This window comes from Ruegeria sp. BA2 (assembly GCF_056539605.1).
On sequence record NZ_JBQFVE010000002.1, the window covers coordinates 104,696 to 128,776 of the forward strand.

Consider the following 24,081-nt stretch of genomic DNA (forward strand, 5'->3'; position numbering starts at 1 on the left):
ACAGGTGCGGCGCAGATTCTGTGCCGCACCCAACAAAAAAATCGATGCGAAGAAACGCGTCTCTTCCCCAACAGAACAACAGGGATAACCATGAATAACCTAGCCAAGAAAATCGCTGCCAGCTTCGCGCTGGTTTCCGCCGCTGGCATGGCCAGCGCTGAAGATTTCAAATCGATCACCTCCGAGCAAGTTCGTTCCGCGGCCGCAGATGCCTGTGCCGACGGCAAGGAGTACAAAGTGGCCTATAGCCATTCGGTCTCAGAGGTGATCATTGTCAAACAGGTTCGTCGCTTTGCCACGGAACGCGCGGCTGATCTGGGCTGTGTCACCGTGCTGCACGACAACACGCAGTCGAACAATCTGGAACAGCAGATCAATGCGATCCAAGGGTGGATCACTTTGGGCGTCGACGCCATCGTGGTTCTGCCGATCGAGCCCACCGCACTGCAGCCCCTACAACGTCAGGCCCAGGCACAAGGCATCAAATGGCTGACTTATCTGGGTCAGATGGAAGGATCGGACGGGTTTGTGGGCTTCGACCACGCGCAATCCGGTCAGATCGTAGCCGATGCTGCTGTCGATTGGGTCAAAGCCAATAACATCGAAGATGCGAAGGCACTTGTGACAACCCTAACGCCTCTTCCGTCGCTCAGCCCGCGCTGGACCGAAGTCAAGCGGATCTTTGAAGAGAACGGGATCGAAGTTGTGGCTGAACAGGATGCCGCTGATCAAACCAACGGCCTGCGTGTGACGGAAACAGTTCTTCAGCAACATCCTGATCTGGATATCGTGATTGGCATGGCCGATGACGCAGCTGTTGGCGCGCTGCGTGCGATCAAGCTGGCTGGTGCAAACCCCGATGCCATGTTCGTGGCCGGTCAGGATGGCTCGGTCGAGGCGCTGACCGCGATCAAGGATGGAGGCGCTTATCGGGCGTCGGCGGCAATTCTTTTGAACGAGTTGGGTGCCAACATCGTCGATCAGGCGCTTAACGCGGTGCGCGGCAATGGTCCGGCCTTTGCCTATACGCCGACAGTGCTGGCCACCCATGACGATCAGGCGCTTCTGGATCAGTTGCTGGCCAATTTCGATAACTGAAGCCCGACCAACGAGGAGTAATTCGATGACTTTGCCAGAGCGACTTGAGGTGAAAGACCTCCGCAAGTCCTACGGATCGGTTGTCGTCCTCAAAGGGGTGGACCTTGTGGTGGAGGCCGGCCAAGTGCTGGCCTTCCTCGGCGCCAACGGGGCCGGAAAATCCACCCTTTTGAATTGTGTAAGCGGAGCACAGGATGCGGATACGGGAGATATCCTGGTCGAGAACGCATCGCTGCGGGGGCTGAACCCCCGGCAGGTTCAGGATCAGGGCGTTGCGATCATTTATCAGCATTTTCAGGTGTTCGAAGGACTGAGCGTGGCCGAGAATATCTTTCTCGGTCATGAAATCCGGCGTGGTGGCCGCGTGGACCGCCACGCTCAGAATCGGCAGGCCCGAGAGCTTTTGGAACGGTTGGGGGTCGATGGAATTGACCCGCGCACCGACTTGGGATCGCTGGGGGTCGGCGAACGCAAAGTCGTCGAGATCGCCCGTACGTTGCGTTTGAAACCCAAGTTTCTGATCTTGGACGAACCCACGGCCTCGTTGTCAGACAAAGAGGCCAAAGCCCTGCACGAGGTGATCCGCCAGGCAGTTGCGCGTGACGGGATCGGGGTAATCTACGTCACCCATTTCCTGGACGAAATCCACAAGATTGCGGATCAGGTCACAATCCTGCGCGATGGCCGCATCCTTTGGACCCGCCCGGTGGCTGAAGTGTCCATCGCTGATATGACGGATGCGATTTCACCTGATGCCTTGATGACCGGTCTGGATAAGACACCCTTTCAGGCCGACGGTCTGGAAGTTGTGCGGTTGGACGAGCTGACGACTGATTTCGTGGGTCCTATCAACGTTGCGCTACACCCCGGCGAGGTTCTGGGCATTTACGGGTTGATGGGGGCGGGGCGTACCGAATTGCTGGAATGCCTGTCAGGTGCGGCGCCGCAATCCGGGGGCCAATTGATGATCGAGGGAAACGCCTGCCATTTCCGCTCACCACGAGCGGCGCAGGAAAAAGGTGTGGCTCTGGTTGCAAGTGATCGAAAAGAGCAAAGTCAGTTCTCCAGTTTCTCGGCAGTTGAAAACCTGTTGGTGCCGCATCTGGGCCGTTCTCCGATGCCGAGGATGCTGCGTAATTTCAACCGTGAGGGGCTTGCCTTTGAGCGCGCTGCGCGGCGGCTGAACATCCAGCCTCCGAATCCGCGTATGCAAGGCCAGCGTTTTAGCGGTGGGAATGCACAAAAGATCATGGTCAGCCGCTGGTTGATTGATGGGGCAGGGGTCAAGCTTCTGCTGCTGGATGAGCCAACCCAAGGCGTCGATATCGGTGCCCGGCATGAGCTGTATGAGGCGCTGGCTGAAGTCAAGCGCAAGGGCACAACCATCATCGTCGCCAGTTCGGACGCGACCGAGATCTGTTTGCTGGCGGACAAGGTCCTGGTTCTGGGGCGGGGGCAACAGGTGGCTCTGATTGAAAATCCACATGACGAAGAACTGCTGATCGAGCTGGCTCACAGGGCCGAACATGGAAACCAACAGGATGTCCCGGCAGGTGAGACAGAGTTGGGAGTGATGCAATGACTGATACGGGACTGACACGCGGCGCAACAGGTGCTCCGCTTGAATCCAAAGCCGAAAAAGACTGGTTTGAACTGGCTGTGGCCGCCGCCCTGCCCATGGCAATCGCCTTGTTGGCGCTGTTTTTCTATATCAAGGCGCCGGTCTTTATGACGGTGAACAACTGGATCGCAATCTCGGTGCAGGTTTCGGCATTGATGACGATCTCGATCCCTTTTTCGCTTTTGTTGATGGCGGGCAAGATCGACCTTTCTGTTGGCTCAACACTTGCGCTGTGCGGAGTCGTCGCTGGTTTAAGCTTTGAGCCACTGGGGATCACTGGCGCTGTGTTGCTGACATTGGTTGTCGGGACGGTGGTTGGCACAATCAATGGCGTGTTTGTGTCATCGTTGGGCATGTCACCAATCATTGTCACGCTGGGAACGCTGACATTGATCCGGGGGCTGGCACAATGGTTGGCACCAAACCCGATCTTTGGATTTCCCGAAGAGTTTCTGATCATCGGCTACGAGCGTGTACTGGGTCTTCCGATCCTGACGTGGATTATGCTTGCCGTGATCGCGTTGGGTGTCGGGGTCATGGCATTGCTGCCAATTGGGCCGCAGATTGTTGCGCTGGGCGTAAACAAGCGCGCCGCTTTCCTTGTAGGCCTGCGTGTCAAAGCGATTGGGATCGGCCTTTATGCGGCAACCGGGTTCTTCGTGGCCGTAGCCGCGTTGATGAGCATCTCACGTATCAATTCGGCCCCAGCTGGAACGTTGGGCATTGGGGTCGAACTCAGTGTTCTGACCGCCGTCCTGTTGGGCGGCATTCCATTTACGGGCGGCAAGGGCTCGGTCCTGCGGGTGGTTTTGGGGGTCTGGTTGCTGGGCATGTTGTCAAACGGGTTGATTCTGATGAATGTGCCAACTGAGTTGAGTCTGATGACAACAGGTATCGTTCTGATTGTGGCCGCCGGGCTCGACGTCTTGCGCGCGCGACGAAGTTGATCGCAGACTGAGACGAAACGGCCTCTCCGCCCGCGGGGAGGCCGGACCTTATTGGGAGGAGGTCCGACAGTGAAAAGATTGCCACCTCTGACGAGCCTTCAAGCGTTCGAGGCCGTGTCGCGCCACATGAGCATCAAGCTGGCGGCCGAAGAATTGCTGCTGACACCTACCGCGATCAGCCACCGACTTAAGACGCTGGAAACCCAGCTTGACGTACAGCTTTTTCACCGACTGACCCGATCGCTAAAGCTGACCACCGAAGGCGAGCTGCTGCGCCCATTTGTGAAAGATGCGTTCTGCAATCTGAAGCAGGGTATCGAACAATTGGGCACCGATGAAGTCGAGGGTGAGCTGATCGTGACCACCACACGGTCTTTCGCCTGGAGCTGGCTCAGCCCGCGCCTGCCAAGCTTTAGCCGCCTTTATCCCGAGCTTGAGGTGAAAGTCATCGCCTCGGACACGGTGTTGGACTTTGCCCGTTTCAGCGTAGATGTATCCATAAGATACACGGATTCTCCTGACCCTTCGGAACATGCAGCCTGGGTGCTGGATGATTATGTGACGCCGATATGTTCGCGTCAGATGGAAAAGAACATCCGCAAACCCGAAGATCTGCTGAGTCGCGATCTGGTGGAATATGAGTGGTTAGGCTTTGAAGAGGGCGATCCGAATTGGTGCGCGTGGTTCAAGTCGGTTGGTATCGACGCCAAAGGCATTCGACCAATCGCCCATTTCAGCGATGAGATCATGTGTATCGAAGCGGCGATGGACAATCGCGCCGCAGCACTTGTCAGCGTGATTGCTGCGTCGCGCGAGATCGAGAGGGGCCGGATTGCCGCTCCGATCCCATTGGCTTTGCGCGATCGCAGCTATTTTCTGGTCTGCCCACAGGAGCGCGCGCAGTCCGCAAAGATCCGCGCCTTTCAGGACTGGTTGCTGCAAGAAGCGGATGTGTTTCGCGACAGCCCTTATGGGTTGCGGTTCATTCCGCAGGATCAGAATTGATTCGCATATTCATATCTAAAAAAATCTGAACGCAGTCAGCTGAGTTAAAACCGCTTAATCAGCTTTGTTGAGCGCCCCTTACAAGGCTGAGAAAAACTTTGCGATGGCTGAAATCTGCTCGATTGTTGGGAAGGGTCAGGTTCCGAATACTCCTTTCATCCAACAAGGGAGGAGCCGAAAATGGCCCGAACCACACTCACGAGACGCGCCTTGCTGAAGTCCGGCGCAGTCGCTGCGGGCGCACTTGCGATCCCGTCGATTGTCCGCGCTCAGTCTAAAACAGAGATGACTATGCTGGCCTGGTATGGCCAGGCCGAGCCTGATGCAGTTGCAGCCTTTGAAGAGCAGCACAACGTCAAGATCACCCCGAAATACTATGTCGGTGGCGAACAGATGCTGGCGCTGTTGGCGCAGTCACCTCCGGGCACTTATGACCTGATCCATGCGGACGCGGAATATGTTCAGCAGCTGGTTCTGGCAAACTTTGTCGAAAAGCTGGATCCGTCAGATTACCACTTTGACGACTTCTATCCTGAGTTCCACAAATTCCCCGGTCACTGGCACAATGATGAGCTTTACGCTGTCATCAGCCGCTTTGGCTTCCTTGGAATTTCGCACAACCTGGATGCGGTTTCGGTCAAAGAGGCGTCGTCTTACGACATGCTATGGAACGAAAAGAACAAGGACAAGGTTGGCCATTTCGACTGGCACCTGCCGAACCTTGGCGTGCTCAGCCTGCGCGATGGCAACAGCAGCCCCTATGACATTGGCGGCGATGACTGGGCCAAGCTTCAGGACACCACACTCAGCCTGAAACCGCAGGTGCGGGGGTTCTATGATTACGGCGGCGTTCTGTCTTCGCTGAAGTCAGGCGAAGTGACCGTGATGCCGGGAATTGGCGAGTGGATCACTGGTGTGCTGCGTCGCGATGGGGCAAATGTCACCACCACGATCCCCGAGCAGGGCGGCATTCAGTTCACCGAAAGCTTCTCGATCGGACGCGGATCGCGCAATGCCGACTTGGCACGCAAGTTCATCCAGTACACATCCAGCCCCGAAGGGCAGTTCACACTGGCGAACCTGAACGTCTTCCCGGCGATCATCCCGTCCAAAGCTGGATGGGAGCGCATGATCAACGAAAAGCCCGAGGACGCCCGTCATCTTGGGATGTTCAAAGGCGATGGCAACTCGATCGATCTGATCCGTAAGGGTCGTATCCATGTTCGACAGCTGCCTGTGCAGCAGGACTTGGCTGACTGGAACGATTTCTGGTCTGCCTACAAGAGCACCTAACCCCTTACCAACTGGGTGCTTACTGTTCCCCGCCATCATTCGTTCTCCCCGATGGCGGGGACGCCTCACATCACATGCTGACTTTTGGAAGGCTCTGCCCTAGGGGCCAAACGAGTAAATCATGACCTCTTCACTTTCCATCCGGCGACTGTCTCGCTTTGCCTACGGAGGTATCTGGAGCCTTCCGCTGCCGCTGTGGCTGGCCGGGTTCTTCCTCGGGCCGATGATCCTGCTGATCTGGTTGAGTTTCTGGGATGTGAAGAATTTCCTGCTGACGCCCGATTTCCAGTTGGAAAACTGGCAAAAGATGCTGACTGCACCGTATTTCTGGGCGGCCTATCTGCGAACCTTCGTTATCGCGATCAGTGCAGCCGCGCTTGTAAGCCTGATTGCCTTGCCCTGCGCGCTGGCGATCAGCTTTTTTCTGAGCGTACGCGCCCGAATGGTGGTGCTGGGGCTGTTTGTGGTCCCGTTTTTTACCTCGTATCTGGTGCGTGTCTATTCCTGGCAGATTTATCTGACCGAAAACGGCATCGTCATGAAGCTGTTGGCCGCCATCGGGATTGACAGCGGCAGCCTATTGAACACGCCGCTCGCACTGATGATCGGGCTGGTCACACTGACGCTGCCGCTGGTGATCGTGATCCAGTCGATCTCGATGCTGTCGCTGGATCGCACTTTGATCGACGCCGCTTATAACCTGGGATGCGGACCGCGCCGGGTGTTGTTTGCGACCGTATTGCCGGCGGTCCGTCCGGGGATCGTTCTTGGTGCGCTGTTCGCCTTTATCTTCAGCTTTGGGGATTTCGTGACCGCGACCTATCTGGGCGGCGGCAAGTTCACCACCATGTCGATCCTCATCGCCGACACCGTGAAATCCGGTCAGCAATGGCCCCGCGCTGCGGTAGTTGCGCTGATGATGATCGCAACTCTGCTGGTCACCGCGCTGGCCTCAATCGCCTACGCCTACCGGAGGAGCTGAGCCATGCGTGTTTCCCCTTTGACCCGACGTCTGGCCGTAATCTTCATGGGTTTGGCACTGGCGTTTCTCTACGCCCCGATCCTGACGAATTTCGTCTTCTCGATGAACTCGGACCGGTTCCCGACGATCCCGCTGGGTGGGTTTACGCTGGAATGGTATCGCCTGATCCTGGCGGATGCGCTGGTGATCGATGCCTTCAAGAACACCATCAAGATCGCCCTGATCGTGGCGCCTATTGCCACTATCATGGGGTTTGCTGCGGCCTATGCCGATTATCGCTTCAACTTTATCGGCAAGAAACTGGTACTGATCTTTGCGCTGATGCCGCCGCTGATCCCCCTCGTGGTCATCGGGTTGGCCATGCTGGCCTATCTTTCGCGCATCGGTCTGTCCGGCACGTTGCCTGCCATTATCGTCAGTCACATCGTCCTGACGTCGCCCTTTGCCATGGCCATCATCCGGCTGCGGTTCTCGCAAATCGACGGAGATCTGGAGTTCGCCGCGCAAAACCTGGGGGCCAGCAACTGGCGCGCCTTTTGGGAGGTCATCATCCCATCAACGAAAACCTCGATCCTGGCGGCGTTCCTGCTGTGCATGGCCGTCAGCTTTGATGAATACGCAGTCACCTGGTTTGTGGGCGGCTTGGAAGAGACCAGCTCGGTCCGCATTCTCAGCTTTCTGCAATCGGCTGTAAGCCCCCGGATTAACGCCATTGGGTCGATCACCTTCATCACCTCGATCACCTTGATCCTTGGCGCACAAATCCTGGTGCTGCGTCGCCTGACACGGGGGAATTCATGAACAGTCTGACCGAAATAAACCCCGCGCACGCCGCCGTGCCCACAGAATTGGAGCGCCCCATGTCGCACGCGAATATCTCGCTGAGGAACATCCGTAAGACCTATGGCGATGCGGTAGCGGTCGAGAACCTGAACCTCGATATCGAAGAGGGCAAGTTCGTTGCCATCATGGGCCCTTCGGGTTGCGGCAAGTCCACCATGCTGCGGATGCTGGCAGGATTGGAAGACGTCACCGGCGGCGACATCCTGCGCGAAGGACAACGCATCAATGATCTGTCGATCTGGGAACGCGACATGCCCATGGTCTGGCAATCGCTGGCCCTGTTCCCGTTCCTGACGGTGCGCGAAAATGTCGAGTTCGGCCTGCGCATGAAAAGCGTTGGCAGGGCTGAACGCAAAACCCGCGCGCTGGACTGGCTGCAAAAACTGGGGCTAGAAGGCTACGCAGATCGCGGCATTGATCAGTTGTCTGGCGGTCAGCGTCAGCGTGTTGCATTGGCGCGGTGTCTGGTGACCGAACCGTCCGTGCTGCTGCTGGATGAACCGCTTTCGGCACTGGATGCGCATTTGTCGGTGCAGATGCAGGGTGAATTGAAACGTCTTCAGCGAGAGTTGGGGATCACCTTTGTCTACGTCACCCACAGCCATTCCGAGGCGTTCTCGATGGCTGACACCGTAGTCATCATGAACCAGGGCCGGATCGAACAGGCTGGCAGCCCCGAAGATATCTATCTGCGCCCTGCAACGCCATTTGTTGCGCGCTTTCTGGGTGGGTCATCCATCTTCGGCTGCAAGGCCCGGCGCCTGAAAAGCGGCGGGATGGTTCTGGAAGGCCCCGATGGAAGTTTCAAATGTACCGGGCCGGAAATGGCCGATCTGGATGAGGGTCAGCAGATCAGCCTGATCGTGCGCGCCGACCAGATATCGGTCACCGCCAAGGCGGGCTGGGCCGAAAATGAGGTCGCCGCGCGTGTTGTGGGCGAAGAATTCATCGGTGCCCTGGTCAATCTGCGGCTAGAAACGGCGGCGGGTACGGCCATCACCGTTCAACTGCAACAGCGCGACATGCAGGCTCTGGATATCGAGGTCGGGGCCACGGTCACCGCCAGTTGGCACCCCGAAGACGGCCACATCATCAACGGATAACGACAGATTAAAGGAGCCAATTATGGCCAAGAAGAAAATCCTTGTGTACGGCGACAGCAACACCTGGGGATGGATCGGTGTTGAAGAGGCGTTTCCCTCGACCCGCTATGGCGACGACGAACGCTGGGCCGGTGTCATGGCCGCCGAATTGGGCGATGAGTATGACGTCGCCGTCGATGGCCTGACCGTGCGCGCCACCAACCTGGACGATGCGATGGATTGGAACGCCATCAAGGCGGATATGTTCAACGGGGCCAAAACACTGCCAGCCGCGATTGCACGCGAAATGCCAGTTGATCTGCTGATCATCGCACTGGGGACCAACGATCTGAACGCCGAAACCAACCGCTCGGCAGAAGACATCGCCGATGCCATCCTTGACGTCGCCAAAGTGGCGCAAGGCTGTGGCGGCGGCGTGGCCTATCACTATGACGCGCCGAAGGTTCTTGTTGTTTCGCCCGCACCGATCAACGACATGCCGCATCCCGATTTTGCAGGCATGTTCGAGGGCGGCAAAGCTAAATCCGAAGCGTTAGGAGCAGCGCTCAAATCAGCAGCCGACGCTGCAGGTATCGCCAGTCTCGATGCAAGCGCAGTTACCGGCAACGTGCAGGGCGTCGATGGCTTGCACCTGAGCAAGTATCAACACGCAAAGCTGGGTCGTGCCATCGCGGAACGGGTCAAATCACTCTGATTTTCAACACCACCACCACTCACACCTACATCTATCATGCAATAGGAGGAGTTTATCATGATGAAACTAACAACGGGCCTGAAAACCGCCGCATTGGCGACCACACTGGCCATCGGAACAATGGGCGCAGCAATGGCCGCTGATCTAAGCAAAGCCGGGACGATCGAATACGTCACCTTCCAGGCCAAGGACGGCGTGAGCGTCGAAGAGATGGCCGAGGTCGCAGCTGGTGGCAAAATCAATGCGAACATGCACGAAACCTATGACGGGTTTGTAGATCGCCACGTGGCGCTGCAAGACGATGGTGTCTGGATCGAAGTTGTTTACTGGGAAAGCGAAGAAAAAGGCCGCGCGGCTTTGGACAAGTTCGTAAAGGACCCGGTGAACAAGCCGTTTCTGGACTTGGTGAATGCTGAAACCGTGACGATCACCTATTCCGATATCCACTAATCAAGTAAACAGACCGCCCACTCGTTGGGCGGTCTGATCTTCTTCGTTTGTGCCTCTTTCATACGGTTTTTTCAGCTTTGTGTGTGCGGACCGTCCATGTCATGAAGGGACAAGATGAAACGACGTTTACCACCACTGAATGCGATACGTGCCTTTGAGGCCGCAGCCCGGCTGGAAAGTATTTCCGATGCCGCGGACGAGCTGTCGGTGACGCCAACCGCAATTAGCCATCAGATCAGACATCTTGAGAACTTGTTGGACATCAAACTGTTCGAACGCTCGGGCCGCAATATCTCGCTAACGGATCATGGCGCTCGAATGTTGCCGGAAATCACCCGGGGCATGGACAGCCTGGCAGCCGCGTTTGCCGAGACATATGGCAATCTTGATACGAACACAGTCACCATTTCGACCACACGGGAATTTGCACGCTATTGGTTGCAACCCCGGCTGGGAGATTTCTACGATGCTTTTCCGCAACTCACGCTAAATGTCTTTGCCAGCGAAAACGCGGTAGACATGAGCGGCAGCGAAATCGATGTCGCCGTTCGCTATGGTGCGAAACCGGCAGAGAACAGTGACGAGATAGCCCTATATCAGGAATACTACGTTGCCGCGGTTAGCCGTGCATTGCTGACACCTGACAGGGCTGCACGTATCGAGTTTCTGACTAAACCTCGGTTGATAGATGTGCGGTGGGAGAATTCGTTGCTTACGGCGCCGTCATGGAAAGTCTGGTTTGAAGTTGCTGGTGCAGCCAATTTCGACAGTTACCGCAGAATGAGTTTTGACGCCTATAATTTGGCATTTGATGCCCTGAAACGGGGTCATGGCGCAGCGCTGCTAAGCCGAACGATTGTCAGCTCGGTCGAATTCGACGATAGCTTTGTAGAACTCGAAGGTCCCCAGCTGCCAGGCTACTTTTATCGGGTTCTGCGATCTCCACAGGCAATGCGGAAACGGGCGGTTAAGCAATTCGTTGAATGGTTGGAAGAAACGGCCCGACATCACTGATATGTGAGCGGAATTGGGGCGGTTACCAAAAGGTGCCTGGTTCGAAACGCATTGCGAAGATGATAGTTTTGGCTTGATACGACCCCTGACCAGAGAATCCAAAGATGATCCGAATTTTTGCACTTATAGTCGCCTTGAGTTGGGTTGCGCCTTCATCGGTTTGGGCGGATTTTCGGATACTGGCTTTGGGTGACAGCAACACCTGGGGGTCAAACGCTTCTGGCCCTCGTCATGGGGCTGATGCGCGATGGGGATCGGTGCTGGATACGGCAGTTCCAAACGCCGTAGTATTTGAGGAAGGTCGCATCGGTCGCCGCACTGATCTGGGCGCGGGTCGACCCCTGAAGAATACCGACAGCCGCGTGAAAACTCCGCTGCCCGAACTGGTGGCGCAACACCTGCCGCTTGATCTGGCAGTGGTAATGCTGGGCACGAACGACTTGCAAACAGGGCAGGGACGCAGCGCTGAGCAGATCGCACTTTCGGCCTTTTCACTGGCGCGGATCTTGCTAGAGGGCGGGGTCGAGCAAGTGCTGGTTGTGACCCCTCCACCCCTGACAAATCCAGAGCGGGGTCGTCTGTCGGGTATCTTTGGTAATTCGCAAGCCCTGTCGGAACAGCTGTCTCGGGCCTATGCGAAACTCTCCGAGGACACCGGAATTCCGGTCTTTGATGCCGGAGCTCTGATCCGGGCAGATGGCGCGGATGGAGTGCATTTGACGGCTAAATCGCAGCGCGCTCTGGGGCAGGCGCTGGCACCGTTTGTGCAAGATTTGCTGCCTGCTGATGGAGCGGGCAATTGAGTTTCGAAAACAGGAGACTGACCAAGATGAACAGACGCATTTTCTGCACCACATCGCTGGCCGCAATGGCGCTGGCCTCGACGCCGCTGGCCGCTGCAGATGATCAAATCACTTTCCATTTTTACGGGGCGCTGGACTGCCCGCCCTGCATGGCGTTCAAACGCAATCACTTGGCTGACGTCCAGGCTGAGGGGGCATCGCTGGGCTTTGTCGTCGAAGAAAACATCATCGACAAAACACGAGATGTACCGAACACCGGTGTCTATGGCGCCCGCGATCCGATCCTGCGTCTGGCTGCGCCGCAACTGGAATACGTCTACCCACCAATCTTTTTCGTAAGCAGGTCTGGTGAGATTGTCTCGGTGCATGGCCACGAATGGCAAGCAGCCCTGGAAGAGGTGCGCCGTTTGGCAGGTCAAACCTAACGATGCTGGCAAAGCTGTTAAGCGCCGGTGCCAGCCTGTTTATTGCAGGCGCCGCATTTGCGCAGGATCTGCAGGGGCGCGATACCGCCAGCAATTGGCGTAATACGCATCACTCGTCCCATGGGATATGGAATACGATTTGTGATGAACGCGAAGAATACGGAGTTCTGAAGCAGCGCTGCTACATCAGGTGGGTTGATGTTTATGCGGTTCATCCAAAATTCGGGGCGTTGTTCACTTTCATTACACCCCGGGACGGCGGATCTGGCGATCAACACGATGTCATGTTCGGGCCAGAGCTTGGTACTGTTTTCCTGCCAAGTGGTTTTACCATCACAAAGGATGGTGATGAGATTTGGCGGATGAAGAACGCAAAGTGCCTTTTGCTCGCGAATTGCACGCTGACCCCTGAGGAGTCTGACGCAGTGCTTGAGGCCATGTTTTCAGGTAATTCACTTGAGTTCTCGTTTGTTGACCCGCATTTCCGCCGCATTGATCTTGAATGGTCGTTGGAGGGTTTCTCTGAGGCCTTTGATGTTTATGCAAGGCAATGGGCGTTGCGCAGCAATTCTCAATCGAATTAGGCGGGTATTTTCTTGCATTAGCTTGTCTGATCTAACAGTTCAGCGATTGCAAATACGTTTCAAGCGCCAGATGTTGTGCAATGTCAGATAGGTTTATCTTCCTGGTTGTTGGAATTTCCATTCATGCTGCCGTAGTTGTAGATCGTCCAGTTATCAAATGTGCCGATGACCGTCGCAAATGAACGGCCCAACTGTTTCAACCGGTAACCCAACCGCACCGAAACGCTTTAAGGGATTGGATCATGGCGGAAGCAAGCCAGAACCGTGGTTAGCCAATAAGCAGCACTGGTCACGTTTCGTTTCGATTTTCGGTGGGAGACGCCGGTAAGTAGTTTCCACCAGTTTGTATAGGAAATGGAGGATAGACAATGGTAAACAAGATCGAGCCTGCGCAGATGAGGTTCGAAGAAATTGTCTCGAAGTTTCGGCAGATCGAAAATCTGATGGGGCAGGGGATGTCCCGTTTTGATGCGATCAGGCAGATCGGCGTTGTTGAACAAACCTATTGCGGCTGTTGCAAGAAATGAGCCGTTACAGACGCCCATGGTTCGAGCTCAACGGCGAACTGTTGAGCCCCGCTCCACCCGTCGTCGTGACTGGATCATCTATGTACACAACCAGCTGAAGGTCTCCGAGAGACTGGCTTACCGCGTGTTAAAACAACATCAGTCCACGCAAAAACCGGTCCCTCAAGGTCGCGCAGATAAAGACCGACTGGCTTGATCGAGCTGAACCACCAACAGGGTTGACATAGCTGTCACAGGGTTTCCACACTGCCGAGAAAGTTTGAATGGACTGTAAGCGACGGACGGACTGAGTGGCGCCTACCATCTGTCTCAGACCGATGGGTCATCATAGCAAACCGGCGAGAGGGGGTGAAAGCGCCAATGAAACAACTAAAATAATGATGGTTCTGGCTGGATAACGGATCATGTGTTCCGCTTCAACCAGAGCATCGCAACCATGTGTGGAGCTATGATTTCGGTCATTGCCAGACTGAAGATGGCAAAGCCTTTGGGCGTGTCACGTTTTCGTGCTGCTCTGATTGCTCACTTAAGCGGCCTTTGCTTTGAGGGCCAAGGGGTTTTTCCAGCCGAGGGTTGAGTGCCTTCTGCGCGGGTTGTAGAAACCGTTGATGTATTTGAAGATTACGATCTCGGCGTCCCTGCGCGTTTTCCAGGATCGCTGCCATAGCAGCTCAGCTTTGAGTGTTTTGAAGAAGGTTTCGACGGCGGCGTTGCCGTAACAGTTTTCGGTCCCACTCATGGACACCCTGAAGCCATTGTGGCGCAAAATCTTCTGATAATTGTGAGAACGGTATTGGCTGCCCCGGTCGGTGTGATGGAGACAGCCGTTTGGCGTCGCCTTAGTGCGATGGCTATTATTCAAGGCGTCACGTTTCATGCGGTCCAAGACAGCCCAACCGATCACTCGCCTTGAATGCAGGTCGAGGATCACGGAAAGATAGAGCCAGCCCTCCTGCGTCCACACATAGCTGATGTCGCCCGCCCATTCTTGGTTGGGTCGCCCTGCGTAAAAGTCCCGGTTTAACAGGTTCGGAGCGATGTTGAGGCTGTGATTGCTGTCCGTCGTCGCCTTGAACTTCTTGTTCCGCTTCACCTCAATACCATTCTCGCTCATCAAACTGCCGACACGGCGATGTCCGACTTGCAGACCCCACTCTTTCAATTCCTCGGTCATACGTGGCCGGCCATAACCGCCAAGAGATAGGGCGAACTGTTCGCGGATGTACGCCAAGACAACCAGATCCTTGCGTTGGCTTTGGCTCAGGGGACGGCTGCGGTATGCACGATGCCCTCTCGGGCTGACATCCAAAATCTGGCACAGCCGCTCGATAGGCAACATCTTTGCGTTCTTTGTGATGAATGCGAACCTTATTGGCTTCGCTCCACAAAGAATTGGGTGGCCTCTTCAACACCTCCCTCTCCTCCCGGAGCATGTGGTTCTATTTCCGTAGCTCGGCGACCTCGCGCTCGAGATCAGACTGGGCGGTTGGCTTCTCAGGATTGCGCCGATCCTATTGTATCCAACGGCTTAGCGTCGAGAAGCCGACGCCAAAATCTGCTGCCACCTGCTAACGCGGCAGGCCGCTGGTCAACGCTACCAGCACTGCCTCTGAGCGAAATTCCGGGGTCGGCATTTGTGCCATGATGTCTCTCCTTTGTGGCAAAATACAAAGTCAAAGGAGCGAAACAATTCAGCGACATGTACAAACTGCTTAATACCGAAGGTTATGTACAATTCTCGGAACTGCGGGAAGCTTCGCATCAGAACTACGAAGCCCAAGTGCGTCAGGTCAACAAGCTGATCCCGGCGAGAATAACCACTGCAATAAATACTGTTTCTGCAACAATTAACGCGATTGCAGCACCGCCGACGGATAGAATCTGTTTGAGATTTGTTTTCATTCCGACAGCGGCTATCGCCACAAGCAACAACCAGCGCGATGTCTGGCTGAGGAATTCTGAAATCACAGGCGGAATCAAACCGAACGAAGATGCCGCTGCCAGAACCAGAAATCCCAGCACAAAACCCGGCAGTATTGGCGGGCGTTTTCCGTTCTCGTCCATTTCAGCAAAGCCGCGGATAATCAGCGAGGCAACCAAGACAACGGGAGCAAGCATCGCCACTCTGAACAGTTTTACCAGCGTAGCGGTATCTCCTGTCTGTTCCGAGATTGAAAAGCCTGCACCGACCACCTGCGCCACATCATGAATGGTGCCGCCCAGAAACACGCCGCCTGCAATCTCGTTCATGCCTAATGTGCGTACGAGGATCGGATAGGCAATCATGGCGATAGTGGACAGAACGGTCACACCCATCACCGTGAAAATCAAGCGCTCTTCCGAGCGTTCATCTTTGGGCAGGATTGCACTGATTGCCATAGCAGCTGACGCACCGCAAATTGCAACTGAGCCCGCCGTCAGAAACGCAAAGCGCCATTTATGGCCAAAGAACCGCGCAATGGATAGGCCGAAGCCTATGGTCAGCAAAACTCCGGCAATGACAAGCGCGATCAGGTCCCACCCCAGACCCAGCATCAGGGTCATCGATACACGCACCCCCAGTAAGGCCACGCCGAGCCGCAGAAGAGTGCGGGCTGCAAATCCGATCCCTTCAACGGTTTTACCTTCTTCGCCCAGAAAACTGACAGCGATGCCCAATAGAAGGGCCAGCAGCATCGCAGGAGTCGCATAATGTTCAGACAGAAATTTGGCTGCAACGGCAACGGTCACGGCAATCATGATGCCGGGAAAGAGCGTGCGAACGCGTTCTTTGCTCCGTTCGATGGGGGATAGGGCTGAGGGTTCGGCGGACGCCATAACGGATATTCTTTCGATTGTAGTCATTGGGTCGCGGGCCTGCGTGAATAGGCAGGCGGGCTGCCAAGTCTAGGGTTCGCGCGATTGTAGGATGGTGACAGCGATGATCTGCGTCACATCTTCGGCGCTGCATCCGCGCGACAGATCGTTTGCTGGTTTAGCGAGCCCCTGCAATACCGGGCCGATTGCCAGATATCCGCCCAGCCGTTGGGTCATCTTGTAGCCGATGTTTCCGGCATCCAGGTTCGGAAAGATTTTGACATTCGACTGACCCGCAACAGAAGAACCAGGCGATTTGCGTTCGCCAATCTCGGGGACAAAAGCGGCATCAAATTGTAACTCTCCATCCACATGCAGTTCCGGATGCTTGGAGCGAAGGATTTCCGTCGCATTGACCACTTTGTCCACTGCAGGGTGTCGCGCGCTGCCTTTGGTCGAAAAGCTTAGCATTGCGATCTTTGGCTCTGCCTGCAGTAACGCACGCGCGGAAACCGCTGACGCCGCCGCAATGTTAGCCAGTTCTTCTGAGTTTGGATCAATCACCAAACCGCAGTCAGAATAGAGCATGGCGCGCGCGCCCTCGGGAGCGGTCTCGGGCGGGTACATCAGAAAAAATGACGAAACCATTCCGGCGTCAGGCTTCATACCAATGACCTGAATGGCCGTTCTGACCACATCGCCAGTGGTGTGGACCGCCCCGCCGACGGTTCCAGTCGCAAGTCCCATCCGTACCAGCATCGCTGCATAGACCAGCGGAGTTTCTGCGGCCTTTCGCGCTTTGGCTTCATCCACACCTTTATGTTTGCGCAGCGCGTGATACTCAGTTGCAAACGTGTCTGTCAGATCCGAATGCGCGGGGTCATGAATGGCTATGCCATCCCCGGCCGTACCGCCTTCGGCCTGCAACGCCGCTTCAACTTCAGCCTTGGGTCCCACGAGGATAATGTCGGCCAACCCGGCCTTACGGGCGGCCAAACCTCCGGCAACAACGCGCGGATCAGTGCCTTCGCTCAGAGCAACAACAGGGCGGGTTTCCGGGGCGCTGGCTGCTAACAACTCGATCGGTGTTTTTGTCATGCGTCTCGGTTCCTGAACGGCTGTTACACGGTGTCAGAACAGGCCACGCTGAGTTTGACGGAGCGTCGTGTTGGTGCTGTCCCAATTTGATTTCTTGATTGCTTGGTTCCAGGTCACCGTCAAGCTGTCGCCGATAGGTCCAGATGTGTCATCTGGCTATAGACGGCTGCCGTTCTGGACTTAGTGGCCATCGGTCAGAATCTTGGTGGGTTCAGTCCGGCCTGAAACCAGTTGATGAATGTGACGATTGAAAATACCGGCAAACCCGTCGCCTTTTGAATATCCGCTGCGTAAGGGCACATATTAGTGCACTCCAGAACGATCGCGCCAAGGTCCGGGTTGCCTGCCTGCAGCGCCAGCGCCGCTTCGACATTGTCAGCGCGGGCTTTGTCTACATCCAGCGTTAATGCGTTTCCAAGGATGGCGGTCGTGAATTCGCTTCCGCCTTCGGTGGTTCCGATCGGAGTACCCTCAGGAACCCGCGCCTTTCGCAGGTGCTGGTCGGTAAGCGTTGATGCAGAGATGGTTAGGATTCCGGCGCGTTTTCCGGCGGGAAGAACCCGATTCACCATATCGACCTGCATCATTGAAGAAGTTGCGACCGGAACCGGCACAGCTTCGGCCAGTTCATCCTGGAACAGCGAGAGGAAGCCACAATTGGTGGTGATCCCACCCACACCGTCTCTTACAAGTTCCCGCGCGGCATCAATGAACGCGCCAAGCATCCCTGCGGCGCCTTGGCGGACGACAAGATCTGGCGAGGCATCACGCACGATGCGATAGAGCACTGGAAATGGCCAAGTTTGCGCGTTGCCCATATCGCCGGGAATACGTGGAAACTGTGCGTCTAACATCAGGATGCCGACAGATGCGCCGTATATCGATTTTCCGCCCTGCGCGATCATGACTGCGCCTCCTGAATGATCCTGGTCGAGATATCGTCGGACCCTTCCATATAGATGCTTGATATCCCATGGCGCACCGCGTCCTGCACCTGATCCATCCGCTTGTTGATATGCGCGCCCAAGACCTGTGCAGCCTCATCCGCATCGCGCATCATCAAGGCCCGCATGACGCGCTTATGTTCGTCTTTTGAGCGTTGAACCCGGTCAAGGCTCATAGAGATCCAGCGGATATAGCGAATACGCTCATTGATCTGTGTCAGGGTCTGCAAAAGCTCTTGGTTGCCGGAGAGTTTGGCAATACCCAGATGGAAGGCCTCGTCTCGGGCTACGGCCTCTTCAACTGTTAGCCCGGTGATTTCGATACCGGTCGCGTACAGTTCGTCATGCAGAGCTTGCAGTTGTTCTGACGAGGCTTTGGTGCATGCCGCGCGGACGGCGGCTGTTTCGATGATTTGACGAAGCTCAAACAGGTCGAACACGCTTTGAGCGTCCAGTGGACGGCAAAAGAAACCCTGTCCAGGACGGAAATCGAACAATCGCTCCGCAACCAGCCGGTTCAGCGCTTCGCGTAATGGGGTGCGGCTGACTCCCAAGTCCTTTGACAGAGCTACCTCGTTCAATCGATCACCGGGACGCAGACGGAATGAAACCGCCATCGCCTTCAACTGATCATAGATGTCATCAACGCGTGGACCCGCCATTGGTGCCGCCTTTGGTTCGTTGATTGACAGGTGCCACAGGCTAGGCTTGAAATCAATATACAAAACTGTATACAGCTCTGTGTGCAATTATCAGCAAAGGAATCGCAGACCATGACGGGGACGAATTACCTGACCGGAGCTGAGGCTATGGTGCGTATGCTTGAGGCGCATGGTGTGAAGCACATGTTTGGCCTTTGCGGAGACACAACTCTGCCATTCTATGACGCGCTGTCGCGCATGGATCACGGCATTCAGCATATTCTGACCCGGGATGAGCGTCATGCAGCCTACATGGCAGATGGCTACGCCCGGGTCACCGGCAAGCCGGGTGTCTGCGAAGGCCCGTCTGGGGGCGGTGCGACTTATATTCTGCCCGGTGTGGTCGAAGCCAACGAAAGCTCGGTCCCTATCCTGGCGATCACCTCAGATGTGGCAACAACCAGCCGGGGGAAATACCCGCTGACCGAACTGGACCAACCCGCGCTGTTCAAGCCTTTGGCCAAGTGGAATGCGTCGCTGGACGATGCGACGCGATTGCCCGCCATGGTGCGCGCGGCGTTCCGCGCGATGACGACGGGAACGCCCGGGGCAACACATCTGGCCCTGCCATTTGACACGCAGAAAGCGCAGGTGGACGAGGCCGAGATTTGGGCGGATGCGCGGCACCGCAGCTACCCGGCGGAACGCGCAGGCCCCGATCTCGACGCGATCGAGGCGGCGGCAGAGATATTGTCTAAATCGAAATCCGCAGTTGCTGTTTGCGGCGGGGGCCCGGTCCTGTCAGGGGCCAGCGAGGCGCTGCGCCGGGTTGCAAACCTGTTAGATATGCCAGTCGCCACTACGGTGTCGGGGCAGGGGTCCATTGCCGAGACCGACCCACTGGCTCTCGGGGTCGTAGGATCAAATGGCGGTGTACCTGCAACCCGTGCAGTGGTGGATGCAGCAGATGTCGTTCTGTTCATCGGGTGCCGTGCGGGTTCGGTCACGACCGAGCGTTGGAGAAGCCCCGCGCGCAACGCCACGATTATTCACATCGACAGCGATCCGATGGTGATTGGAGCCAACTATCAGACAGAAGTTGCAATATGTGCCGACGCCCGTCTGGCGCTGGAAGCTCTTGCAGATGCGCTTGCAGCGCGGCAGGACCTTCCGCAATTGGGTGGTGCGGCCAAAGCCAGCGCATCATGGGCGGCCAAAATGGCTGCATTCAAGCCACTTGCCGCAAGCCGAGAAACGCCAATCCGACCCGAAGCTGTTTTGGCCGCGCTTATGGATATCTTGGATGATGACGCAATTGTTGTCGCCGATCCGGGCACGCCGTGCCCCTATTTCAGCGCGCATTACCGCTGGCAGAAACCGGGGCGGCATTTCATCACCAACCGGGCGCATGGAGCGCTGGGCTATTCTTTGGGCGCAGCTATGGGTGCGCATGTGGGGCGGCCTTCGGTCAAGACGCTGTCTGTGATGGGCGACGGCTCGTTTGGATTTACCTGCGGTGAGTTTGAAACCATGGTTCGGCACAACATGCCGATCACATCGATTGTGTTCTCGAATTCGGTCTTTGGCTGGATCAAGGCCGGTCAGGATGCAGGGTTTGGTCAGCGGTATTACAATGTCGATTTCAACCGCACCGACCACGCCGCCGTAGCAAGCGCCTTTGGTGTTAAGTCATGGACTGTCAAAGACCCCGAAGATCTAACCAATGTCTTAAAGCAGGCTGTTGAGCATGATGGGCCGACATTGGTCGACATCCATTCCCAACCACTTCACGAGGCTGCGGCTCCGGTTTCGGAATGGGTTGCGTAGGACGCGATTGAGGGGGCCAACTGGGCCAGAAAATCCTGCGCAATTGCTGACAGGGGTCGCCCCTTGGCTGTGATGATGGCGAGGTCCAGCATGACAGGCGGTCGGAACGGGCGGGTTTGATACCCGCTCTCTCCGTCGAAGGTCACGGTGAAGGGGTCGATCATCGCGACCCCCATGCCCTGCTTGACGAAGCTCAGCAGGTTTTCTGACAGATGGGTGTGAATCTGGGTCCGCCATGTGCGTCCCGCGGTCTGGAAGATGTCCCGTGTGCGCCTGTGCGTCTGGTGTTCGGGGCCCATCACAATGAACGGTTCGTTTTCGAGGATTTCGGGCGTAAGCACCTCATATTCTGCGAGCGGGCTGTTTTCCGGAAAGGTTGCGAGCGTTTCGAATTGAAAGACCTCATAGTTCAGTGTGTCATGTAGGATCGGCATTTCCACGATGCCGATCTCAAACAGGCCAGAAATCACCCACTCTTGTATCTTGGATGAATACTGCGATTGGAAACTGACCGAGAGGTTCGGGCGGCTTTTTGCAAAGCGCGCAATCTCACGCGGCATGAAGCCGAAAGATAGCAGATGCGGAGCGGCGACCTGTAGTTGGCCCGGATGCTTGTTCTGCAGATCCGTGACAGCCTGCGCCACATGATCCAGCCCGCGCACGACTGTATCGACCTCGCGATATAAAAGCTCAGCCTCTGGCGTTGGCAGCAACCGGCCCTTGTTGCGTTCAAATAACGGCAAACGCGCTTCGCGTTCCAACTGCGCAAGCAGGTTGCTAATCCCCGGTTGCGATATTCCAAGGACCGATGCTGCGCCTGTCACGGTGCCGGTTTCCATGATGGCGTGAAAAGCCTGAAGCTGACGAAAGCGCAGAGACATCGGTTATACCATCATTTTTTCTGATGACCTCCCTAGAACATAGTATTTGAAATGATAGCTCGGTCAAGGCACGCTTTTGCCATTGGCAGGGGGCGCAATGGGCGATCTGACACAGAAAATCATTGGCTTTGATCTATGGCACCTTGAATTGCCCGTAACGTCCCGCCGTGATCATGGCATCGGGTCTGTTGAAGGATCGTGCGAAGTGGTTGTCCTGCGGCTGCGTTCCGAGGACGGCAGTGAAGGATTTGGCGAGGCCTCTCCATGGTCCGTTTTCACAGGCACGCCCGAGGCCACTTATGCCGCCCTTGACCGCTATTTGCGGCCTCTCGTTGTTGGGGCCAGAGTGGGCGATCGTTCAGCGATTATGGCAAAGGCCGCTTATGCCGTGGCTCATTGCACCGAGGCGAAGGCCGCATTGGAGACCGCTCTGCTGGATCTTGCAGGCAGGATCAGTGGGGTTCCTGTTTGGTCTCTTCTCGGCGGCAAGTGTCGAGATACCATTCCTCTCAGCTGCTCGATTGCGAACCCTGATTTTGCTCAGGACATTGATCTGCTGGCGCGTTTGCAGGCGGATGGCGTGCGGATCGTAAAGCTGAAGACCGGGTTCAAGGATCACGCCTTCGACATCAAGCGTTTGGAATATCTTGCACAGAGCCATCCGGATATGTCGGTCCGCGTAGACTATAATCAGGGGCTCAGCATCGAGGACGCTCCGGCGCAGGTGCGCGATGTCGCGCAATTCGCTCCGGATTTCATCGAACAACCCGTCCGCGCACATCATTTCGGCATGATGGGCAAGTTGCGACAAATGATCGACGTGCCGCTTCTGGCCGATGAAAGTGTCTTTGGCCCGGAAGACATGGAGCGGGCCGCGCGTGAGGGTATCTGTGACGGGGTATCTGTAAAAATAATGAAATCGGGGGGGCTAACACGCGGACAAACCGTTGCCCGCATTGCCGCAGCGCATGGTCTGACGGCCTATGGCGGCGATATGTTTGAAGCCGGATTGGCGCATCTGGCAGGTGCGCATATGATCGCTGCGACCCCTGAGATCACATTGGGCTGTGAGTTCTATCAGGCGTCTTATTTCCTGAAAGAAGATGTTTTGGAAACCCCGTTCCAGATCAGCGACGGCCAGGTTGTCGTCCCTGACGGGCCCGGCTTAGGCAACAGGCCCGAAATAGCCAAGCTGAACCATTACGCAGCGGCCAAGGCGGTGGCGGCGTGAGCGAGCAGAAGACTATAGCAATCATCGGCGCCGGAATCGTCGGCGTTTCAACGGCAATCTGGCTACAGCGGGATGGTCACAAAGTCATTCTGATCGACAAGGCGGGTCCGGGAGAGGGCACCTCGCATGGCAATGGAGGTGTTCTGGCATCTTGCTCGATCGTTCCTGTGACTGTTCCGGGGCTGCTCAGGAAAGCGCCAAAAATGCTGCTCAGCCCGTCTCAGCCGTTGTTTTTGAAATGGGGGTATCTTCCAAAGCTGATCCCATGGGTGACCCGCTATCTGAGCCACGCAAATGCCTCAGATGTGGAACGTATCGCGTCGGCCCTGACACCTATTGTTGGCGACAGCCTGAATGACCACAAAGCACTGGCCGAGGGTACAGGCGCTGAAAAGTGGATCGTGCCATCTGACTACCTGTTCCTCTACAAAGACCGCGCGCACTTCGAAGACGATGCATTTGGTTGGGATATTCGGCGCAGGAACGGCTTTAGTTGGGACGAACTCGAGGGGCCGAGCTTTCACGCCTATGACCCGGTCTATAGCGAAGATATCGGTTTTGCGGCGAAGCTATCGGATCACGGCCATATCACCGACCCGGGTCGGTACGTTAAAGATCTGGCGGCGTATGTCGAGGCACATGGGGGCACAATCCTCCGTGCAGCGGTCGATGACGTGGTTCAGGAAAACGGTTGCGTTACTGGTATACGGGCTGCTGGCGAAACCATCACATGTGATACGGCGATTGTAACTGCGGGCGTATGGTCAGGGCCTTTGGCCAAGCGTTTGGGCATTTCTGTTCCCCTTGAAACCGAACGCGGCTATCATCTTGAATTGGTGGAGCCTTCTGCCATGCCGCGCAGCCCGGTCATGGTGGTCTCGGGCAAATTTGTCGCCACGCCGATGGATGGCCGCATTCGTCTGGCGGGTATCGTGGAATTTGGCGGGCTTGACGCGCCGCCGTCGCGCGCGCCGTTCGAATTGATGCGCAAGAACGCCCGGATGGCTTTCCCGGGTTTGACATGGAAGGAGGAAGTGGAATGGATGGGGCACCGCCCTGCACCTACAGACTCGATCCCGATCATTGGTGAAGCCCCAGGGATAAGTGGTGCGTATATGGGATTTGGGCACCATCATATTGGTCTGACAGGCGGGCCAAAAACGGGGCGACTTCTGGCCCAGATGATTTCCGGCAGAACCCCGAACACAGACATGAGCGTTTACGCACCCTCGCGTTTCGCAACATAGAAATGACTGGCGGAAAACGCCGGCGTC

The 24,081-nt window shown here is 56.2% G+C and carries 23 protein-coding genes and 1 pseudogene; 18 read left to right on the forward strand and 6 right to left on the reverse strand.

Annotated elements, in window-relative coordinates:
• Nucleotides 1-90: 90 nt before the first annotated feature.
• The 15 genes from ACR0NN_RS05165 to ACR0NN_RS05235 all read left to right on the forward strand — a co-directional run bounded on the left by ACR0NN_RS05165 (nucleotide 91) and on the right by ACR0NN_RS05235 (nucleotide 13,389).
• Nucleotides 91-1,098 carry a sugar ABC transporter substrate-binding protein gene (locus ACR0NN_RS05165; RefSeq protein ID WP_170726182.1) on the forward strand — a complete coding sequence of 336 codons (1,008 nt, stop codon included), beginning with the start codon at nucleotides 91-93 and terminating at the stop codon, nucleotides 1,096-1,098.
• 25 nt (nucleotides 1,099-1,123) lie between these two features.
• The gene (locus ACR0NN_RS05170; RefSeq protein ID WP_480684045.1) at nucleotides 1,124-2,680 is read left to right on the forward strand and encodes a sugar ABC transporter ATP-binding protein; all 1,557 of its coding nucleotides are present in this window, start codon (nucleotides 1,124-1,126) and stop codon (nucleotides 2,678-2,680) included.
• Nucleotides 2,677-3,666: an ABC transporter permease gene (locus ACR0NN_RS05175; RefSeq protein WP_170726191.1), complete on the forward strand. Its 990-nt coding sequence runs from the start codon at nucleotides 2,677-2,679 to the stop codon at nucleotides 3,664-3,666. The genes ACR0NN_RS05170 and ACR0NN_RS05175 overlap by 4 nt, the downstream gene beginning before the upstream one ends.
• A 69-nt stretch (nucleotides 3,667-3,735) precedes the next feature.
• Nucleotides 3,736-4,671 (forward strand): LysR substrate-binding domain-containing protein, encoded by a 936-nt coding sequence (locus tag ACR0NN_RS05180; protein ID WP_170726196.1) that lies wholly within the window; start codon nucleotides 3,736-3,738, stop codon nucleotides 4,669-4,671.
• Between the two features lie 180 nt (nucleotides 4,672-4,851).
• A complete protein-coding gene (locus ACR0NN_RS05185; RefSeq protein WP_170726199.1) occupies nucleotides 4,852-5,964 on the forward strand; it encodes a polyamine ABC transporter substrate-binding protein in 1,113 nt (370 codons plus the stop codon).
• Nucleotides 5,965-6,085: 121 nt separating this feature from the next.
• Nucleotides 6,086-6,946, forward strand: coding sequence for an ABC transporter permease (locus tag ACR0NN_RS05190; protein ID WP_170726204.1), 861 nt, complete (start codon nucleotides 6,086-6,088; stop codon nucleotides 6,944-6,946).
• 3 nt (nucleotides 6,947-6,949) lie between these two features.
• Nucleotides 6,950-7,747: an ABC transporter permease gene (locus ACR0NN_RS05195; protein WP_170726213.1), complete on the forward strand. Its 798-nt coding sequence runs from the start codon at nucleotides 6,950-6,952 to the stop codon at nucleotides 7,745-7,747.
• 59 nt (nucleotides 7,748-7,806) lie between these two features.
• Nucleotides 7,807-8,892, forward strand: a complete 1,086-nt coding sequence (locus ACR0NN_RS05200; protein ID WP_170726283.1) for an ABC transporter ATP-binding protein — start codon at nucleotides 7,807-7,809, stop codon at nucleotides 8,890-8,892.
• 22 nt (nucleotides 8,893-8,914) lie between these two features.
• On the forward strand, nucleotides 8,915-9,586 hold the full coding sequence (locus ACR0NN_RS05205) for an SGNH/GDSL hydrolase family protein (protein ID WP_480684049.1): 672 nt from the start codon (nucleotides 8,915-8,917) through the stop codon (nucleotides 9,584-9,586).
• 57 nt (nucleotides 9,587-9,643) lie between these two features.
• Entirely contained in the window at nucleotides 9,644-10,036 is a 393-nt protein-coding gene (locus tag ACR0NN_RS05210; protein ID WP_170726230.1) for a hypothetical protein, read from the forward strand.
• Nucleotides 10,037-10,150: 114 nt separating this feature from the next.
• A complete protein-coding gene (locus tag ACR0NN_RS05215; protein ID WP_170726236.1) occupies nucleotides 10,151-11,050 on the forward strand; it encodes a LysR substrate-binding domain-containing protein in 900 nt (299 codons plus the stop codon).
• Between the two features lie 104 nt (nucleotides 11,051-11,154).
• On the forward strand, nucleotides 11,155-11,853 hold the full coding sequence (locus tag ACR0NN_RS05220; RefSeq protein ID WP_170726242.1) for a GDSL-type esterase/lipase family protein: 699 nt from the start codon (nucleotides 11,155-11,157) through the stop codon (nucleotides 11,851-11,853).
• Nucleotides 11,854-11,879: 26 nt separating this feature from the next.
• Nucleotides 11,880-12,278, forward strand: a complete 399-nt coding sequence (locus ACR0NN_RS05225; RefSeq protein WP_170726252.1) for a hypothetical protein — start codon at nucleotides 11,880-11,882, stop codon at nucleotides 12,276-12,278.
• A 2-nt stretch (nucleotides 12,279-12,280) separates the two neighbouring features.
• Nucleotides 12,281-12,862: an invasion associated locus B family protein gene (locus ACR0NN_RS05230; protein WP_480684052.1), complete on the forward strand. Its 582-nt coding sequence runs from the start codon at nucleotides 12,281-12,283 to the stop codon at nucleotides 12,860-12,862.
• Nucleotides 12,863-13,230: 368 nt separating this feature from the next.
• The gene (locus ACR0NN_RS05235) at nucleotides 13,231-13,389 is read left to right on the forward strand and encodes a hypothetical protein (protein ID WP_170726264.1); all 159 of its coding nucleotides are present in this window, start codon (nucleotides 13,231-13,233) and stop codon (nucleotides 13,387-13,389) included.
• A gap of 526 nt (nucleotides 13,390-13,915) precedes the next feature.
• On the opposite strand, the pseudogene ACR0NN_RS05240 reads toward ACR0NN_RS05235, so the two are convergent.
• The 5 genes and pseudogenes from ACR0NN_RS05240 to ACR0NN_RS05260 all read right to left on the reverse strand — a co-directional run bounded on the left by ACR0NN_RS05240 (nucleotide 13,916) and on the right by ACR0NN_RS05260 (nucleotide 18,889).
• Nucleotides 13,916-15,032, reverse strand: a pseudogene (locus ACR0NN_RS05240) (IS3 family transposase).
• Between the two features lie 142 nt (nucleotides 15,033-15,174).
• On the reverse strand, nucleotides 15,175-16,206 hold the full coding sequence (locus ACR0NN_RS05245) for a putative sulfate exporter family transporter (protein WP_170723443.1): 1,032 nt from the start codon (nucleotides 16,204-16,206) through the stop codon (nucleotides 15,175-15,177).
• A 69-nt stretch (nucleotides 16,207-16,275) separates the two neighbouring features.
• The gene (gene pta / locus ACR0NN_RS05250) at nucleotides 16,276-17,283 is read right to left on the reverse strand and encodes a phosphate acetyltransferase (RefSeq protein WP_480684053.1); all 1,008 of its coding nucleotides are present in this window, start codon (nucleotides 17,281-17,283) and stop codon (nucleotides 16,276-16,278) included.
• Nucleotides 17,284-17,477: 194 nt separating this feature from the next.
• Entirely contained in the window at nucleotides 17,478-18,188 is a 711-nt protein-coding gene (locus ACR0NN_RS05255; RefSeq protein WP_170723003.1) for an aspartate/glutamate racemase family protein, read from the reverse strand.
• Nucleotides 18,185-18,889 carry a GntR family transcriptional regulator gene (locus tag ACR0NN_RS05260; RefSeq protein ID WP_170723005.1) on the reverse strand — a complete coding sequence of 235 codons (705 nt, stop codon included), beginning with the start codon at nucleotides 18,887-18,889 and terminating at the stop codon, nucleotides 18,185-18,187. Before ACR0NN_RS05260 ends, ACR0NN_RS05255 begins: the two co-directional genes overlap by 4 nt.
• Before the next feature lie 111 nt (nucleotides 18,890-19,000).
• Between ACR0NN_RS05260 and ACR0NN_RS05265 the strand changes: the two genes are divergently transcribed.
• Nucleotides 19,001-20,695 carry a thiamine pyrophosphate-binding protein gene (locus ACR0NN_RS05265; protein WP_170723007.1) on the forward strand — a complete coding sequence of 565 codons (1,695 nt, stop codon included), beginning with the start codon at nucleotides 19,001-19,003 and terminating at the stop codon, nucleotides 20,693-20,695.
• Here the strand turns inward: ACR0NN_RS05265 and ACR0NN_RS05270 are convergent.
• Nucleotides 20,656-21,576 carry a LysR family transcriptional regulator gene (locus ACR0NN_RS05270; RefSeq protein WP_170723013.1) on the reverse strand — a complete coding sequence of 307 codons (921 nt, stop codon included), beginning with the start codon at nucleotides 21,574-21,576 and terminating at the stop codon, nucleotides 20,656-20,658. The genes ACR0NN_RS05265 and ACR0NN_RS05270 overlap by 40 nt on opposite strands.
• A 97-nt stretch (nucleotides 21,577-21,673) precedes the next feature.
• Here ACR0NN_RS05270 and ACR0NN_RS05275 point away from each other — a divergent pair, with 97 nt between their 5' ends.
• Together ACR0NN_RS05275 and ACR0NN_RS05280 are read left to right on the forward strand one after the other, a co-directional pair.
• On the forward strand, nucleotides 21,674-22,807 hold the full coding sequence (locus ACR0NN_RS05275) for an enolase C-terminal domain-like protein (protein WP_170723015.1): 1,134 nt from the start codon (nucleotides 21,674-21,676) through the stop codon (nucleotides 22,805-22,807).
• A complete protein-coding gene (locus ACR0NN_RS05280; protein WP_170723021.1) occupies nucleotides 22,804-24,054 on the forward strand; it encodes an NAD(P)/FAD-dependent oxidoreductase in 1,251 nt (416 codons plus the stop codon). Before ACR0NN_RS05275 ends, ACR0NN_RS05280 begins: the two co-directional genes overlap by 4 nt.
• The last annotated feature ends 27 nt before the right edge of the window (nucleotides 24,055-24,081 follow it).

Coding starts and splice junctions, on each gene's coding strand:
- ACR0NN_RS05195 (WP_170726213.1), top strand. CDS start 6,950: ATGCGTGTTTCCCCTTTGACCCGACGTCTGGCCGTAATCTTCATGGGT.
- ACR0NN_RS05175 (WP_170726191.1), top strand. CDS start 2,677: ATGACTGATACGGGACTGACACGCGGCGCAACAGGTGCTCCGCTTGAA.
- ACR0NN_RS05235 (WP_170726264.1), top strand. CDS start 13,231: ATGGTAAACAAGATCGAGCCTGCGCAGATGAGGTTCGAAGAAATTGTC.
- ACR0NN_RS05190 (WP_170726204.1), top strand. CDS start 6,086: ATGACCTCTTCACTTTCCATCCGGCGACTGTCTCGCTTTGCCTACGGA.
- ACR0NN_RS05255 (WP_170723003.1), bottom strand. CDS start 18,188: ATGATCGCGCAGGGCGGAAAATCGATATACGGCGCATCTGTCGGCATC.
- ACR0NN_RS05225 (WP_170726252.1), top strand. CDS start 11,880: ATGAACAGACGCATTTTCTGCACCACATCGCTGGCCGCAATGGCGCTG.
- ACR0NN_RS05265 (WP_170723007.1), top strand. CDS start 19,001: ATGACGGGGACGAATTACCTGACCGGAGCTGAGGCTATGGTGCGTATG.
- pta (WP_480684053.1), bottom strand. CDS start 17,283: ATGACAAAAACACCGATCGAGTTGTTAGCAGCCAGCGCCCCGGAAACC.
- ACR0NN_RS05205 (WP_480684049.1), top strand. CDS start 8,915: ATGGCCAAGAAGAAAATCCTTGTGTACGGCGACAGCAACACCTGGGGA.
- ACR0NN_RS05230 (WP_480684052.1), top strand. CDS start 12,281: ATGCTGGCAAAGCTGTTAAGCGCCGGTGCCAGCCTGTTTATTGCAGGC.
- ACR0NN_RS05200 (WP_170726283.1), top strand. CDS start 7,807: ATGTCGCACGCGAATATCTCGCTGAGGAACATCCGTAAGACCTATGGC.
- ACR0NN_RS05170 (WP_480684045.1), top strand. CDS start 1,124: ATGACTTTGCCAGAGCGACTTGAGGTGAAAGACCTCCGCAAGTCCTAC.
- ACR0NN_RS05275 (WP_170723015.1), top strand. CDS start 21,674: ATGGGCGATCTGACACAGAAAATCATTGGCTTTGATCTATGGCACCTT.
- ACR0NN_RS05260 (WP_170723005.1), bottom strand. CDS start 18,889: ATGGCGGGTCCACGCGTTGATGACATCTATGATCAGTTGAAGGCGATG.
- ACR0NN_RS05215 (WP_170726236.1), top strand. CDS start 10,151: ATGAAACGACGTTTACCACCACTGAATGCGATACGTGCCTTTGAGGCC.
- ACR0NN_RS05270 (WP_170723013.1), bottom strand. CDS start 21,576: ATGTCTCTGCGCTTTCGTCAGCTTCAGGCTTTTCACGCCATCATGGAA.
- ACR0NN_RS05245 (WP_170723443.1), bottom strand. CDS start 16,206: ATGGCGTCCGCCGAACCCTCAGCCCTATCCCCCATCGAACGGAGCAAA.
- ACR0NN_RS05220 (WP_170726242.1), top strand. CDS start 11,155: ATGATCCGAATTTTTGCACTTATAGTCGCCTTGAGTTGGGTTGCGCCT.
- ACR0NN_RS05165 (WP_170726182.1), top strand. CDS start 91: ATGAATAACCTAGCCAAGAAAATCGCTGCCAGCTTCGCGCTGGTTTCC.
- ACR0NN_RS05210 (WP_170726230.1), top strand. CDS start 9,644: ATGATGAAACTAACAACGGGCCTGAAAACCGCCGCATTGGCGACCACA.
- ACR0NN_RS05185 (WP_170726199.1), top strand. CDS start 4,852: ATGGCCCGAACCACACTCACGAGACGCGCCTTGCTGAAGTCCGGCGCA.